Source organism: Bacillus sp. G16 (assembly GCF_021282335.1).
Lineage (GTDB): Bacteria > Bacillota > Bacilli > Bacillales > Bacillaceae > Bacillus > Bacillus inaquosorum.
Map to the genome: position 1 here is coordinate 73945 of NZ_JAJSOZ010000008.1, position 15119 is coordinate 89063.

Annotated in this window: 15 protein-coding genes and 1 other annotated feature; all 15 genes read left to right on the top strand. The window is 42.3% G+C overall.

What is annotated here, in order from left to right; translation table 11 throughout:
- Nucleotides 1-10: 10 nt before the first annotated feature.
- The 15 genes from pgpH (at nt 11) to cccA (ending at nt 14909) form a co-directional block, all read left to right on the top strand.
- Nucleotides 11-2146: a cyclic-di-AMP phosphodiesterase PgpH gene (gene pgpH / locus LWH95_RS12240; protein WP_232919681.1), complete on the top strand. Its 2136-nt coding sequence runs from the start codon at nt 11-13 to the stop codon at nt 2144-2146.
- Entirely contained in the window at nt 2147-2620 is a 474-nt protein-coding gene (gene ybeY, locus LWH95_RS12245) for an rRNA maturation RNase YbeY (protein ID WP_003237071.1), read from the top strand.
- Nucleotides 2601-2972, top strand: coding sequence for a diacylglycerol kinase family protein (locus LWH95_RS12250; RefSeq protein WP_232919682.1), 372 nt, complete (start codon nt 2601-2603; stop codon nt 2970-2972). The genes ybeY and LWH95_RS12250 overlap by 20 nt, the downstream gene beginning before the upstream one ends.
- A 120-nt stretch (nt 2973-3092) precedes the next feature.
- Nucleotides 3093-3503 carry a cytidine deaminase gene (locus LWH95_RS12255; RefSeq protein ID WP_003237067.1) on the top strand — a complete coding sequence of 137 codons (411 nt, stop codon included), beginning with the start codon at nt 3093-3095 and terminating at the stop codon, nt 3501-3503.
- Nucleotides 3484-4389 carry a GTPase Era gene (gene era, locus LWH95_RS12260; protein WP_003226207.1) on the top strand — a complete coding sequence of 302 codons (906 nt, stop codon included), beginning with the start codon at nt 3484-3486 and terminating at the stop codon, nt 4387-4389. Before LWH95_RS12255 ends, era begins: the two co-directional genes overlap by 20 nt.
- Nucleotides 4390-4532: 143 nt before the next feature.
- Nucleotides 4533-4676, top strand: coding sequence for a YqzL family protein (locus tag LWH95_RS12265; RefSeq protein ID WP_003230053.1), 144 nt, complete (start codon nt 4533-4535; stop codon nt 4674-4676).
- Between the two features lie 36 nt (nt 4677-4712).
- Nucleotides 4713-5480 carry a DNA repair protein RecO gene (recO, locus tag LWH95_RS12270; protein ID WP_133486911.1) on the top strand — a complete coding sequence of 256 codons (768 nt, stop codon included), beginning with the start codon at nt 4713-4715 and terminating at the stop codon, nt 5478-5480.
- Between the two features lie 39 nt (nt 5481-5519).
- Nucleotides 5520-5695, top strand: a binding site (T-box leader).
- Nucleotides 5696-5777: 82 nt separating this feature from the next.
- Nucleotides 5778-6665, top strand: coding sequence for a glycine--tRNA ligase subunit alpha (gene glyQ, locus LWH95_RS12275; protein WP_003226213.1), 888 nt, complete (start codon nt 5778-5780; stop codon nt 6663-6665).
- The gene (gene glyS / locus LWH95_RS12280) at nt 6658-8697 is read left to right on the top strand and encodes a glycine--tRNA ligase subunit beta (protein WP_232919683.1); all 2040 of its coding nucleotides are present in this window, start codon (nt 6658-6660) and stop codon (nt 8695-8697) included. The genes glyQ and glyS overlap by 8 nt, the downstream gene beginning before the upstream one ends.
- 133 nt (nt 8698-8830) lie before the next feature.
- Entirely contained in the window at nt 8831-9469 is a 639-nt protein-coding gene (gene ccpN, locus LWH95_RS12285; RefSeq protein WP_003237058.1) for a transcriptional regulator CcpN, read from the top strand.
- A gap of 25 nt (nt 9470-9494) precedes the next feature.
- Nucleotides 9495-10307: a pyruvate, water dikinase regulatory protein gene (locus LWH95_RS12290; protein WP_003237056.1), complete on the top strand. Its 813-nt coding sequence runs from the start codon at nt 9495-9497 to the stop codon at nt 10305-10307.
- Nucleotides 10308-10560: 253 nt separating this feature from the next.
- Entirely contained in the window at nt 10561-11055 is a 495-nt protein-coding gene (locus LWH95_RS12295; protein ID WP_003237054.1) for a YaiI/YqxD family protein, read from the top strand.
- A gap of 33 nt (nt 11056-11088) precedes the next feature.
- Nucleotides 11089-12903: a DNA primase gene (dnaG, locus tag LWH95_RS12300; RefSeq protein ID WP_003237053.1), complete on the top strand. Its 1815-nt coding sequence runs from the start codon at nt 11089-11091 to the stop codon at nt 12901-12903.
- A 199-nt stretch (nt 12904-13102) separates the two neighbouring features.
- Complete coding sequence (rpoD, locus tag LWH95_RS12305; RefSeq protein ID WP_003226225.1) at nt 13103-14218, top strand: RNA polymerase sigma factor RpoD; 1116 nt, start codon at nt 13103-13105, stop codon at nt 14216-14218.
- A gap of 328 nt (nt 14219-14546) precedes the next feature.
- Nucleotides 14547-14909 carry a cytochrome c550 gene (gene cccA / locus LWH95_RS12310; protein WP_003237051.1) on the top strand — a complete coding sequence of 121 codons (363 nt, stop codon included), beginning with the start codon at nt 14547-14549 and terminating at the stop codon, nt 14907-14909.
- The last annotated feature ends 210 nt before the right edge of the window (nt 14910-15119 follow it).

The window sequence follows — 15119 nt, forward strand, 5'->3', positions numbered from 1 at the left end:
GGAGGTTCTTGTGTTGAAAAAGAAGGGGAAGACCAAAAGCAGACCAAACAAATGGAGCAGCTTTAAAAATGCCCGCTCCATGCATGTCCTGCTGTATCTTCTGCTGGCTGCCATTATGTTTGCTTTGCTCTTTGTACATGTTAAGCCGGAAACACTTGATTTAGACCTGTTTTCAGTCAGCGACAAGACCATTTATGCTCCGGCAACCGTGGAAGATCAAAAAGCCACAGAGGAAAAGAAGCAAGCCGCTGAGGACGCGGTTGAAGATCAATATACATTGAAAAAAGAATATACAGACAATCGGATTGACCTTGTGTCATCTATATTCGACAGTATCAGCGAAGTGAAAAAATCAGCGGAAGAAGACAGCAAATCATCGTCAGAAAAATCAATGGTTAAGTCTGTAAAGAACAAACTGACGTCAGATGTGAATGATTCTATTTCAGAGGATTCCATCAAGACATTGCTGAAAGCAGACAGTGAAGACTTTTCTTTCGTCAGAGATACGGTCATTACGGCAGTGAATACGGTCATGAGCAGTGAAATCCCGTCGGATAAACTATCTGATGCAAAGGATAAAGTAGAAAAAGAGCTAAAGAGCAATTCTATTCCGTCTAAATACTTGGGAGCAGCGACAGAAATCGGGCGTTTTGCTATTATTCCGAATTACGTCTTCGATCCGAAAGCGACAGAGGCAAAGCGTCAGGAAGCGTCAGACAATGTCCAGCAGGTTCAGATCAAACAGGGCCAGGTGCTCGTGGAAGAAAATGACCTCATTGATCGGGAAGTGTACAGAAAACTCGAGCTGACCGGGTTGTTAAATAACTCAAATCTCTTTAAGCCGATCAGCGGCCTATTGATTATGATCGGACTTTTCATTGCAACACTTGTATATTATTTTGAAAAACAGAAACAAAACCTGAAGGTTAAAAACCAATCCATCCTGCTTTTCTCCATTATCACAACGCTTTTGCTTGTTATCATGGAGGTTGTCAGTTTATTTCAGAAGATGGAATATAATAATATCGGTTATCTTGTTCCTATTGCGGCCGGCGCGATTCTAATCAAACTGCTGATGAATGAACGCATCGCCATTTTGGGAAGTATCATTCTTGCGATTTGCGGAAGTATGATGTTTAATCAGGGTGTGACAGGTACATTTAATTATGTCATCGGAATTTATTATTTGATCAGCGGGATTTCAGGTGTTTTATTTTTAGGAAAACACAATGCCAGATCAAAGATTTTGCAGACAGGGCTTTTCGTGGCGTTTATCAATATGGTTGTCGTTCTTTCCTTATTATTGATCCAAAACACTGCGCTGTCGGGTCTTGAAATCGGCACGTTAATGCTGATGGGGGTTGTATCGGGATTTGCTTCGTCTGTATTGATCATCGGGCTGATGCCGTTTTTTGAGACAGGCTTTGGCATTTTATCCACTATGAGGCTGATCGAGCTGTCTAATCCTAACCATCCGCTGCTGCGTAAAATACTAACAGAAACACCAGGTACATATCATCACAGTGTAATGGTCGCCAATTTGTCAGAGGCAGCCTGTGAGGCGGTTGGGGCTAATGGCTTGCTTGCAAGAGTCGGCGCGTATTACCACGATCTCGGAAAAACAAAGCGGCCGCAATATTTTATTGAGAACCAAATGAATATTGATAATCCGCATGACAAGCTGTCTCCTCAGCTAAGTAAAAATATCATCATTTCGCATACCACTGACGGTGCGAACATGCTAAGAAGCTATAAATTTCCGAAAGAGCTTGTCGACATTGCTGAGCAGCATCATGGAACCTCGCTTTTAAAGTTCTTTTATTATAAAGCGAAGGAAAAAGGCGATCAGATTACAGAAGAAGAGTTCCGTTATCCGGGACCGAAGCCGCAGTCAAAGGAAGCCGCGATTATATCAGTGGCTGACAGTGTTGAAGCGGCCGTCAGATCCATGCATAACCCAAACCCTGAACGAATTGAAAAGCTTGTCCGGGGTATTATATCCGATAAGCTGCAGGACGGACAGTTTAGCGAATGCGATTTGACATTTAAAGAGCTTGATACAATCGCAAAAACGCTCTGTGCAACATTAAAAGGAATTTTCCACTCCCGGATCGAATATCCGGAGGCTACTAAGAAGGTGAAATAGATGAGTTTACTGATTGATATCGTTGATGAAACGGGGAGTGTCTCAGAAGAGATGCTCAAAGAAGTAGAAAATCTGCTTCAATTTGCCGCTGAGCGTGAAGGTGTTCAGGATCAGGCTGAAGTTTCTGTCACGATTGTTACCAATGAAGACATACAGCAGATTAATAAAGACTATCGCGGAAAGGATGCGCCGACAGACGTCATCTCATTTGCTCTTGAAGAAGAGGGAGAAGGCGAGGTTGAAATCGTAGGCGCGGAAATGCCGCCGGTTTTAGGTGATATTATCATCAGTGCAGATCGCACAAGGGAGCAGGCCGAAGAGTATAATCATTCTTTTAAGAGAGAGCTCGGGTTTCTTGCCGTGCACGGATTTCTGCATCTTTTAGGATATGACCATATGACGAAAGAGGAAGAAGAGGAGATGTTTACTAAGCAAAAGGATTTGCTGGACGCCTATGGACTCAAGAGATCATAGAAATGAGCTGAAGCGATTCTTCAAAAGCTTCGTGCATGCAGGCCGGGGCATATGGGAAACAGCGCGGACGGAGCGAAATTTCCAATTTCATGCCGCGGCTGCCTGCGCTGTTCTCATTTGCGGCTCCCTAGTGGAGCTCAGCCCGATTGAGTGGGCGATTATTTTCCTATTGATCGGCGGAATGTTTTCGCTTGAGCTTTTAAATACAGCCATTGAACATACGGTTGATTTAATAACAGACAAACATCATCCTCTTGCTAAAGCGGCTAAGGACGCTGCCGCCGGGGCTGTTTGCGTTTTTGCTGTCATTTCGTGTATCATTGGTTTACTTATTTTTTTGCCAAAGCTGTAATGGCTGAAAATTCTTACATTTATTTTACATTTTTAGAAATGGGCGTGAAAAAAAGCGCGCGATTATGTAAAATATAAAGTGATAGCGGTACCATTAAAGGTAAGAGAGGAACATGTACACATGAACAAACAAGAATTAATAACAGAAGCTTTAAAAGCGCGTGATATGGCATATGCGCCGTATTCCAAGTTTCAAGTAGGAGCCGCTCTTCTTACCAAGGATGGAAAAGTGTACAAAGGCTGCAACATCGAGAACGCGGCATACAGCATGTGCAATTGCGCTGAGCGTACCGCTTTATTTAAAGCTGTTTCTGAAGGGGATACAGAGTTTCAGATGCTGGCCGTTGCGGCTGACACCCCTGGACCGGTATCTCCGTGCGGAGCCTGCCGCCAGGTGATTTCTGAGCTTTGCACAAAGGACGTTATTGTCGTACTGACTAATTTACAAGGACAAATAAAAGAAATGACTGTGGAAGAATTATTGCCAGGCGCATTTTCATCGGAGGATTTACATGACGAACGAAAGTTTTAAATCAGGATTTGTATCCATTATTGGAAGACCAAACGTAGGAAAGTCTACATTTTTGAACAGAGTCATTGGACAAAAAATTGCGATCATGAGCGATAAGCCCCAAACGACGAGAAACAAGGTGCAAGGAGTTCTGACGACAGGCACATCACAAACGATTTTTATTGACACACCAGGGATTCATAAGCCTAAGCATAAACTTGGGGACTTTATGATGAAAGTGGCACAAAATACATTAAAAGAAGTCGATTTGATCTTGTTTATGATCAATGCAGAGGAAGGCTACGGGAAGGGCGACGAATTCATCATTGAGAAATTGCAGAAGATGTCTACGCCTGTATTTTTAATCGTAAACAAAATTGACAAAATTCATCCTGATCAATTGCTTCTGTTAATTGACGAATACCGCGGACGTTATCCTTTTAAGGAAATTGTTCCGATTTCTGCTTTAGAAGGAAATAATATCGAAACATTGCTCGCCCAGATTGAAGCATATTTGCCGGAAGGGCCGCAATTCTATCCAAGTGACCAGGTAACTGACCACCCGGAGCGCTTTATCATTTCTGAATTAATCAGAGAAAAGGTGCTGCATCTGACGAGAGAAGAAATCCCGCACAGCATTGCGGTGGCCATCGAATCCATAAAAGGGCAGGACAACGGTTCTGTGCATGTAGCGGCAACGATTGTGGTCGAACGTGATTCTCAAAAAGGCATTGTGATCGGGAAAAAAGGAAGTCTGCTGAAAGAGGTCGGAAAAAGAGCGAGAGCGGATATTGAAGCATTGTTAGGCTCCCGTGTCTACCTTGAATTGTGGGTCAAAGTGCAGAAAGACTGGCGCAATAAAATGTCCCAGCTTCGCGATTTTGGCTTCAAAGAGGACGAATATTAATCTCTTGCTGTGTCATTATCTCACAGGAACAGGGATGCATTAGCAAATTTTGTTTAACATGAAATGGAGGACATCTGGTCAAGATAAAGGTAAGAATTTGGAGTTTAGGTAAGCTAGTTTAACTACAGAAAGGTGGGTTTCTTGTGTTGAATTTTACCTGGAACGTATTTTCTCAAACAGGAAATGTTGATACGTATCTTCTTTTTAAAGAGCTGGAAAAAGAGAACATGGAAAGACCCGAAGAACTAGAAGATGAGCTAGCCCGATTTGATTATCCAATTTTATAAACCTCTTGGCCGCTCCTGCTTTAGGAAGGTGCGGAAATGCTGACAAAATGTGAAGGAATCGTTCTTCGCACAAACGATTACGGAGAGACGAATAAAATCGTTACTTTACTGACAAGAGAACACGGAAAAATAGGTGTTATGGCAAGAGGCGCCAAAAAACCGAACAGCCGTTTATCAGCAGTCAGCCAGCCCTTTTTGTATGGTTCATTCTTAATGCAAAAAACAACGGGCCTCGGAACGCTTCAGCAGGGTGAAATGATCCTCAGCATGAGAGGCATCAGGGAAGATTTGTTTTTAACAGCATATGCTGCGTATATTGCTGAGCTAGTCGACAGAGGCACAGAAGAAAAAAAGCCAAACCCTTTCTTGTTTGAATTCATTTTAGAATCGTTTAAACAGCTGAATGAAGGAACAGATCCGGATGTCATCATCTTCATTGTTCAAATGAAGATGCTCGGTGTCATGGGGCTGTATCCTGAGCTGAATCACTGTGTGCATTGTAAAAGCCAGGACGGGACATTTCATTTCTCTGTCCGTGATAACGGGTTTATTTGCCATCGCTGTTTTGAAAAAGATCCTTACAGGATTCCGATTAAACCGCAAACGGCAAGGCTGTTGAGGCTGTTTTATTACTTCGATCTGTCGAGGCTGGGCACTGTGTCCTTAAAACAGGAAACAAAAGCTGAATTGAAGCAAGTGATTGATTTATATTATGAGGAATATTCAGGGTTATATTTAAAATCAAAGCGCTTTTTAGATCAAATGGAAAGCATGAAACATCTTATGGGTGAAAACAAAAGTTGACATCTGGTCCATCTTTTTATATGATCATTTATTATAAAATATGTTGCAGTGAGAGAAAGAAGTACTTGCGTTTACCTCATGAAAGCGACCTTAGGGCGGTGTAAGCTAAGGATGAGCGCGCAACGAAAGGCATTCTTGAGCAATTTTAAAAAAAGAGGCTGGGATTTTGATCTCAGCAACTAGGGTGGAACCGCGGGAGAACTCTCGTCCCTATGTTTGCGGCTGGCAAGCATAGAGACGGGAGTTTTTTGGTTGCTGCCGCAGTCATCTTATGAAGGAAAAGTGGAGGTGCTTGAAATGAACATTCAAGACATGATTCTAACCTTGCAAAAGCATTGGTCCAGTCAGGGCTGTGTGCTTATGCAGGCTTACGATGTAGAAAAAGGGGCCGGTACGATGAGCCCGTATACATTTTTGCGCAGTATTGGGCCTGAGCCGTGGAAAGTGGCTTATGTAGAGCCTTCCAGACGCCCTGCTGACGGCCGATACGGGGAGAACCCGAACAGACTGTATCAGCATCATCAATTTCAGGTCATTATTAAACCATCCCCGGATAACATTCAAGAGCTGTATTTAGATTCATTGCGCGCTCTTGGAATTGATCCGCTTGAGCATGATATCCGCTTTGTTGAAGACAACTGGGAGAATCCATCTTTAGGCTGCGCGGGTCTAGGCTGGGAAGTATGGCTTGACGGAATGGAAATTACACAATTTACGTATTTCCAGCAGGTCGGAGGACTTGAATGTAAACCGGTTTCTGTAGAAATTACGTACGGAATTGAGCGTCTTGCGTCTTATATCCAGGATAAAGAAAATGTTTTCGACTTGGAATGGACGTCCGGCTTTACAGTGAAAGATTTATTCATGATGGCGGAATACGAGCATTCCGTTTATACGTTTGAAACGTCAGATGTCGATATGCTGTTCCAATTGTTCAGCACGTATGAAAAAGAAGCGATTAAGCAAATGGACAACGGACTTGTTCACCCTGCATATGACTATGTGCTGAAATGCTCGCACACCTTCAACCTGCTTGATGCCAAAGGTGCGATCTCTGTTACCGAACGGACAGGCTATATCGCAAGAGTGCGGAATTTAGCGAGAAAAGTAGCAAAAACCTATTATGAGGAACGAGAAAAACTAGGGTTCCCAATGCTTAAAGGGGAGGGTTCTTCTCATGAGTAAACAGGATTTACTTTTAGAGATCGGATTAGAGGAAATGCCGGCGCGCTTTTTGAATGAAAGCATGGTTCAGCTTGGTGAGAAGCTGACAGGCTGGCTTACAGAAAAAAATATTAATCACGGTGAAGTAAAGCTCTTCAATACACCGAGACGTCTCGCTGTCTTTGTAAAAGATGTAGCAGAAAAACAGGCTGATATAAAAGAAGAAGCGAAAGGGCCTGCGAAAAAAATTGCTCTTGATGCAGACGGTAACTGGACAAAAGCGGTGATCGGCTTTTCAAAAGGCCAAGGCGCGAATGTGGAAGACCTGTACATTAAAGAAGTGAAAGGCACAGAGTATGTATTCGTGCAAAAATTCCAAGCCGGCCAAGAAACGAAATCGCTTCTTCCGGAACTGAGCGGCTTAGTTACGAGCTTGCATTTCCCGAAGAACATGCGCTGGGGAAATGAAGATTTGCGTTATATCCGGCCAATCAAATGGATTGTTGCTTTATTTGGACAGGATGTCATTCCATTTTCGATCACAAACGTTGAGTCTGGACGAACAACACAGGGACACCGTTTCCTTGGACATGAAGTGTCAATTGAATCACCTTCAGCTTATGAAGAGCAGCTGAAAGAACAGCACGTTATTGCTGATCCTAACGTCCGGAAGCGAATGATTCAATCTCAGCTGGAAGCGATGGCTGCAGAAAACAATTGGAGCATTCCAGTTGACGAAGACCTTCTTGATGAAGTGAATCATTTAGTAGAATATCCGACAGCTCTTTACGGTTCATTTGAATCTGAGTTTCTGTCAATTCCTGAGGAAGTGCTTGTCACGACAATGAAAGAGCATCAGCGCTACTTCCCTGTCAAAGACAAGAACGGTGATTTGCTGCCGCACTTTATCACAGTCCGAAACGGCAACAGCCACGCGATCGAAAATGTGGCCCGAGGCAATGAAAAAGTGCTGCGCGCGCGTTTATCTGATGCTTCATTCTTCTACAAGGAAGATCAGAAACTAAACATTGATGCAAACGTGAAGAAGCTTGAAAACATTGTTTTCCATGAAGATCTTGGTTCTCTTGCTGATAAGGTTAGAAGAGTCACTTCAATCGCAGAGAAGCTTGCCGTTCGTCTTCAAGCTGATGAAGATACATTAAAACATGTGAAGCGAGCTGCTGAAATTTCTAAATTCGACCTTGTCACTCATATGATATACGAATTCCCTGAGCTTCAAGGAATTATGGGTGAAAAGTATGCGAGAATGCTTGGTGAAGATGAAGCAGTGGCTACGGCAGTCAACGAACACTATATGCCTAGATCAGCAGGCGGAGAAACGCCTTCTACTTTCATCGGAGCAGTTGTAGCAATGGCGGATAAGCTTGACACAATCGCTTCATTCTTCTCTATCGGTGTTATTCCGACCGGTTCTCAGGATCCTTACGGGCTGCGCCGCCAAGCGAGCGGTATCGTTGCAATTCTTCTTGACCGCAACTGGGGAATTTCGTTTGAAGAGTTGCTTACTTTTGTACAAACCGATAAAGAAAATGAATTGCTGGATTTCTTCACTCAGCGCCTGAAATATGTCTTGAATGCTGAACAGATCAGACACGATGTCATCGATGCCGTGCTGGAAAGCTCTGAGCTTGAGCCGTACTCAGCCCTGCATAAAGCACAAGTGCTGGAACAAAAACTTGGTGCGCCGGGCTTTAAGGAAACAGCGGAAGCTTTAGGCCGAGTGATTTCTATCAGCAAAAAAGGAGTCCGCGGAGACATTCAGCCTGATCTATTTGAAAATGAATACGAAGCAAAACTGTTTGATGCCTATCAAACAGCGAAGCAAAATCTGCAGGAAAGCTTCAGTAAAAAAGATTACGAGGCGGCCCTTTCTTCACTTTCAGCCTTAAAAGAACCGATCGATGCATACTTCGATCATACAATGGTTATAGCGGATAACGAGACATTAAAGGCAAACCGACTAGCGCAAATGGTAAACTTGGCGGATGAGATCAAGTCCTTTGCGAATATGAATGCCCTTATTGTAAAATAAAGAGAGAAAAGGCGGTTGCTGTGTGATCGGTAATCGTCTTTTCCCCATTTATAAGTTTTTTTGTTTGATTACAAGATATTTACGATATAATATGGATTATTGTTTCTTTACATAGATATGAAGTGAAAAGGTGGTGAGTACGATCGAACTAAATAAACGGCAAGAACATATTTTGCAGATTGTAAAAGAAAACGGGCCGATTACAGGGGAGCATATTGCAGAAAAGCTGAACCTAACCAGGGCAACCTTGCGTCCGGATTTAGCCATACTCACCATGTCAGGATTCCTCGAGGCGCGCCCGAGAGTCGGTTATTTCTACACTGGAAAAACCGGCACACAGCTTTTGGCAGATAAACTCAAAAAGCTTCAGGTGAAAGACTTTCAATCTATCCCCGTTGTGATTCACGAAAACGTTTCTGTGTACGATGCGATTTGCACCATGTTTTTAGAAGATGTAGGTACTCTGTTTGTGGTGGACCGCGATGCTGTTTTAGTCGGGGTGCTTTCACGAAAAGACTTGCTGAGAGCGAGCATTGGCCAGCAGGAGCTTACATCAGTCCCTGTTCACATCATTATGACAAGGATGCCGAATATTACGGTGTGCAGGCGCGAGGATTATGTGATGGACATTGCAAAGCACTTAATAGAAAAACAAATTGATGCACTGCCTGTCATCAAAGATACCGATAAAGGCTTTGAAGTGATCGGCAGAGTGACAAAAACGAATATGACAAAAATACTTGTCAGTTTATCTGAAAATGAAATCCTATAAGATCGCAAACTAACGGGGGGATAATATGAATAACCGCATCATCTATGTCGTATCGGATTCAGTCGGTGAAACGGCTGAATTGGTAGTAAAAGCAGCGCTCAGCCAATTTAACGGTTCAGCGGACGATACACATGTAAGAAGAATTCCTTATGTTGAAGATATAGGCACTATCAATGAAGTGATTTCACTTGCAAAGGCAGACGGCGGCATTATCTGTTTTACACTTGTGGTGCCGGAAATCAGAGAATATTTGATTGCCGAAGCGGAAAAAGCAAATGTTTTATATTATGATATTATCGGCCCGTTAATTGATAAAATGGAAACAGCCTACGGTTTAACAGCGAAATACGAACCGGGGCGGGTGCGACAGCTTGATGAAGACTATTTCAAAAAAGTGGAGGCCATCGAGTTTGCAGTTAAATACGATGATGGACGTGATCCAAGAGGGATTTTAAAAGCTGATATCGTTTTGATCGGCGTATCAAGAACGTCTAAAACACCGCTGTCTCAATATCTCGCCCACAAGCGCCTGAAGGTTGCCAATGTTCCGATTGTTCCCGAGGTTGACCCGCCGGAAGAACTCTTTAATGTTGATCCGAAAAAATGCATCGGCTTAAAGATTAGCCCGGATAAACTGAATCATATCAGAAAAGAACGGTTAAAATCACTCGGGCTTAATGACAAAGCGATCTATGCAAATATCAACAGAATCAAAGAGGAACTGGAATATTTCGAAAAGATTGTGGATCGGATCGGGTGCCAGGTTGTTGATGTTTCAAATAAAGCGGTTGAAGAAACAGCGAATATCATCCATCATCTCAAAACAAAAAACATGTAACTCAGGACGCTCTATCCTGGGTTTTTGGCTATGCCAAAAGGGAATAATGAAAAACAATAGCATCTTTGTGAAGTTTGTATTATAATAAAAAATTGTGATAAAATGATTAATTTTAGGTTTAAGGTTCGTGTGATACGAATAAACTATTATGGGTAAGATGTCAAGAATTTCTCCCGGAAATTTTTCGACAAATTTATGTACATCCGCAATGATAAAGGATGTGCGATTTTGCTTGCTTTTATGCAGGAGTTTAATGGAGGGATGGAGAATTACTCTTCTTAATGAACAAGAAAAGACGATTTTTGTCGATGCTGATGCCTGTCCGGTAAAAGATGAAATTTTACAAACAGCATCCGATTATGAAGTCCAAGTTCTTTTTGTCGCTTCATTTGAACATTATCAGCTTTCCAGAAGCAAGGAAGAAAAATGGAAGTATGTTGATCCTCATAAAGAAGCTGCTGATTTATATATCGCAAATCACGTAAAACCGGGAGATATCGTTGTAACGCAGGACATCGGATTAGCATCCCTGCTGTTGAACAGAAATGTCTCCGTCATGTCGGAAAGAGGGCGTCTTTACAAAGAAGACACGATTGATTTTGCTCTTGAGAGCCGTCATTTTTCAGGCAAACAAAGGAGAAAAGGCATATACGCCAAAGGGCCTAAAAAATTGAATAATGAAGATCGAGAACGATTTATTACACTGCTGCAAAAAATCCTGTCGAACGATGAAGGGATTTTGCACTAAAGCATCGAATAATGTACGACGGAGTGTTATAAGATGGGAAATCGGATACCAGATGAAATTGTGGATCAGGTACAAAAGTCGGCAGATATCGTTGAAGTCATAGGTGATTATGTTCAATTAAAGAAGCAAGGCCGAAACTACTTTGGACTCTGTCCTTTTCATGGAGAAAGCACACCTTCGTTTTCCGTATCGCCCGACAAACAGATTTTTCATTGCTTTGGCTGCGGAGCGGGCGGCAATGTTTTCTCTTTTTTAAGGCAGATGGAAGGCTATTCATTTGCTGAGTCTGTTTCTCACCTTGCTGACAAATACCAAATTGATTTTCCAGATGATATAACAGTCCATTCCGGAGCTCGGCCAGAATCTTCTGGAGATCAAAAAATGGCTGAGGCTCATGAGCTCCTGAAGAAATTTTACCATCATTTGTTAATAAATACAAAAGAAGGTCAAGAGGCATTGGATTATCTGCTTTCCAGGGGCTTTACAAAAGAGCTGATTGATGAATTTCAGATCGGCTATGCCCTTGATTCTTGGGACTTCATCACGAAATTTCTCGTGAAGAGGGGCTTTAGTGAGGCGCAAATGGAAAAAGCGGGACTCCTGATCAGACGCGAAGACGGAAGCGGATATTTTGACCGTTTCAGAAACCGCGTCATGTTTCCGATCCATGATCATCACGGGGCTGTTATTGCATTCTCAGGCAGGGCTCTTGGCAGCCAGCAGCCTAAGTATATGAATAGTCCAGAAACACCGCTCTTTCATAAAAGTAAACTGCTTTACAATTTTTATAAGGCCCGCCTTCATATCAGAAAGCAGGAAAGAGCAGTCTTATTTGAAGGGTTTGCCGATGTCATATCGGCCGTAAGCTCGGGTGTAAAAGAGAGCATAGCCACGATGGGAACGTCTCTGACAGATGATCATGTCAAGATACTGAGAAGAAATGTCGAAGAAATCATTCTTTGCTATGACTCTGATAAAGCCGGTTATGAAGCCACCTTAAAAGCTTCTGAGCTTCTGCAAAATAAAGGCTGCAAAGTCAGAGTTGCAATGATTCCTGACGGATTGGACCCTGATGATTACATCAAAAAGTTCGGCGGGGACAAATTTAAAAACGACATTATCGACGCTAGTGTCACCGTGATGGCGTTCAAAATGCAATATTTCCGAAAAGGAAAGAACCTGTCCGATGAAGGCGATCGCTTAGCTTACATTAAAGACGTACTGAAAGAAATCAGCACGCTTTCAGGGTCTCTTGAGCAGGAAGTCTATGTAAAACAGCTTGCTTCAGAGTTTTCGCTTTCACAGGAGTCTTTAACTGAGCAGCTGACTGTTTTCAGCAAGCAAAACAAACCTGCTGACAATGGTGGCGGTGAAACGAAAACACGGCGAGCGCATCTGACGACAAAAGCAAGGCAAAAACGTCTGCGTCCGGCGTATGAAAATGCGGAAAGGCTGTTACTCGCCCACATGCTTCGAGATCGAAGCGTCATCAAAAAAGTGATTGACCGGGTAGGCTTTCAATTTAATATTGATGAGCATCGCGCATTAGCCGCCTATCTTTACGCTTTTTATGAGGAGGGAGCCGAGCTGACGCCTCAGCATCTGATGGCCAGAGTGACGGATGATCATATAAGCCAGCTCTTGTCTGATATTTTAATGCTCCAGGTCAATCAAGAGCTCAGCGAAGCCGAGTTATCAGATTATGTAAAAAAAGTGTTGAATCACAGAAATTGGTCAATGATAAAAGAAAAAGAGGCGGAAAGAGCCGAAGCCGAAAGGCAAAAAGATTTTTTAAGAGCTGCTTCTCTGGCTCAAGAAATCGTTACATTGAACCGATCTTTAAAATAACTAGATAAACTGGTGAGAAGCATTTATTGGCAATGATTCCTTGCGGAGGAGCAAATAGATCGCTTGACCTCATCATGAATTGTCATTTCATTATTCGCACATTGTTAAAGGCAGTTCACATAGAAAACGCCTGAATGGACCGAATAAGAATCATACCGCTTATAGAATTCGTTGCAAGCTTTGGAAGGAGGGATCCATAATGGCTGATAAACAAACCCACGAGACAGAATTAACATTCGACCAAGTAAAAGAGCAATTAACAGAGTCTGGTAAAAAACGTGGCGTTTTGACATATGAAGAAATTGCCGAGCGTATGTCCAGCTTTGAAATTGAATCAGACCAAATGGATGAGTATTATGAATTTTTAGGTGAACAAGGTGTTGAATTAATTAGTGAGAATGAAGAAACAGAAGATCCTAATATTCAGCAGCTTGCCAAAGCCGAAGAAGAATTTGACCTTAATGACCTAAGTGTACCGCCTGGTGTCAAAATCAATGACCCAGTTCGTATGTATCTAAAGGAAATCGGCCGGGTTAACCTTCTTTCTGCAAAAGAAGAAATCGCCTACGCTCAGAAGATTGAAGAAGGTGACGAAGAATCTAAACGCAGATTGGCTGAAGCGAACCTGCGGCTTGTTGTCAGTATCGCAAAACGGTATGTCGGACGCGGAATGCTGTTCCTTGACCTGATTCAGGAAGGCAACATGGGTCTGATGAAAGCCGTTGAAAAATTTGATTACCGCAAAGGTTATAAATTCAGTACGTATGCTACGTGGTGGATCAGACAGGCGATTACTCGCGCCATTGCCGATCAGGCGAGAACGATCCGGATTCCCGTTCATATGGTTGAAACCATTAATAAATTAATCCGTGTGCAGCGTCAATTACTGCAAGATTTAGGAAGAGAACCAACACCTGAAGAAATTGCGGAAGATATGGATTTAACACCTGAAAAAGTACGCGAAATCTTAAAGATTGCACAAGAGCCGGTATCGCTGGAAACACCGATTGGTGAAGAGGATGACTCGCATCTTGGTGATTTCATTGAAGACCAAGAAGCAACTTCACCTTCAGACCACGCCGCATATGAGCTATTAAAAGAGCAGCTGGAAGATGTGCTTGATACGTTAACTGATCGTGAAGAAAATGTATTGCGTCTTCGATTCGGTCTTGATGACGGCCGTACAAGAACATTAGAAGAGGTCGGCAAGGTATTTGGAGTAACGAGAGAGCGTATTCGACAAATCGAAGCTAAAGCGTTGCGGAAACTAAGACATCCTAGCAGAAGTAAACGTTTGAAAGATTTCCTCGAATAAGATGGAACGGGTCTTGCAGATCCGTTCTTCTTTTTTTAAAAAAGATATATGGATAATATGTCTTTATTTTACTGAAAAATGATGTCATTTGCAAATGAACATTGTGGCGAAAAATTTCAAAACTGAATCCATATTTTCTATTGTAAGCGTATACAATACATTATACAATAGAATAAAAAGGATATCAGAGAAATAAGCATGTTTCTATTCAATTTTGTATAAAGTGTGAATAAAAAACTTTTGTATATCAATCCATTTACTTTTTGTAAAAATAAGTTAGAATTAGAAGTGTTTACATAGGGGGAAGGATCAAAAAGGGGGAAGGGAAATGAAATGGAATCCGCTTATTCCATTTTTACTGATCGCTGTTTTAGGTATTGGTCTGACTTTCTTTTTATCAGTAAAGGGGCTTGATGACTCTCGGGAGATTGCAAGCGGCGGAGAAAGCAAATCTGCTGAAAAAGATGATGCAAACGCTTCACCGGAGGATATATACAAGGCAAACTGTATCGCGTGCCACGGTGAAAATTATGAAGGTGTTTCGGGTCCTAGCTTAAAAGGTGTAGGGGATAAGAAAGATGTCGCTGAAATTAAAACAAAGATCGAAAAAGGCGGTAATGGAATGCCTTCCGGTCTTGTTCCGGCCGATAAGCTGGATGATATGGCAGAATGGGTATCAAAAATTAAATAAAAGATCTATCTTTCTCCTTATACGTTCTCAGGCCGCCGAGATGTTCTCGACAGCCTTTTATTTTTGTCTGCCGCGTAGTAGAGCCGCATCAAAAGAAATAATCTTAAAATCATTCGCTCAGCTTGGATTCCTGGCTGATTTTTTATATGATAGAAAAGGAAAAAATGATTGAGAAAAGTTGTGATGACAAGTGAACGAATTAAAATTATC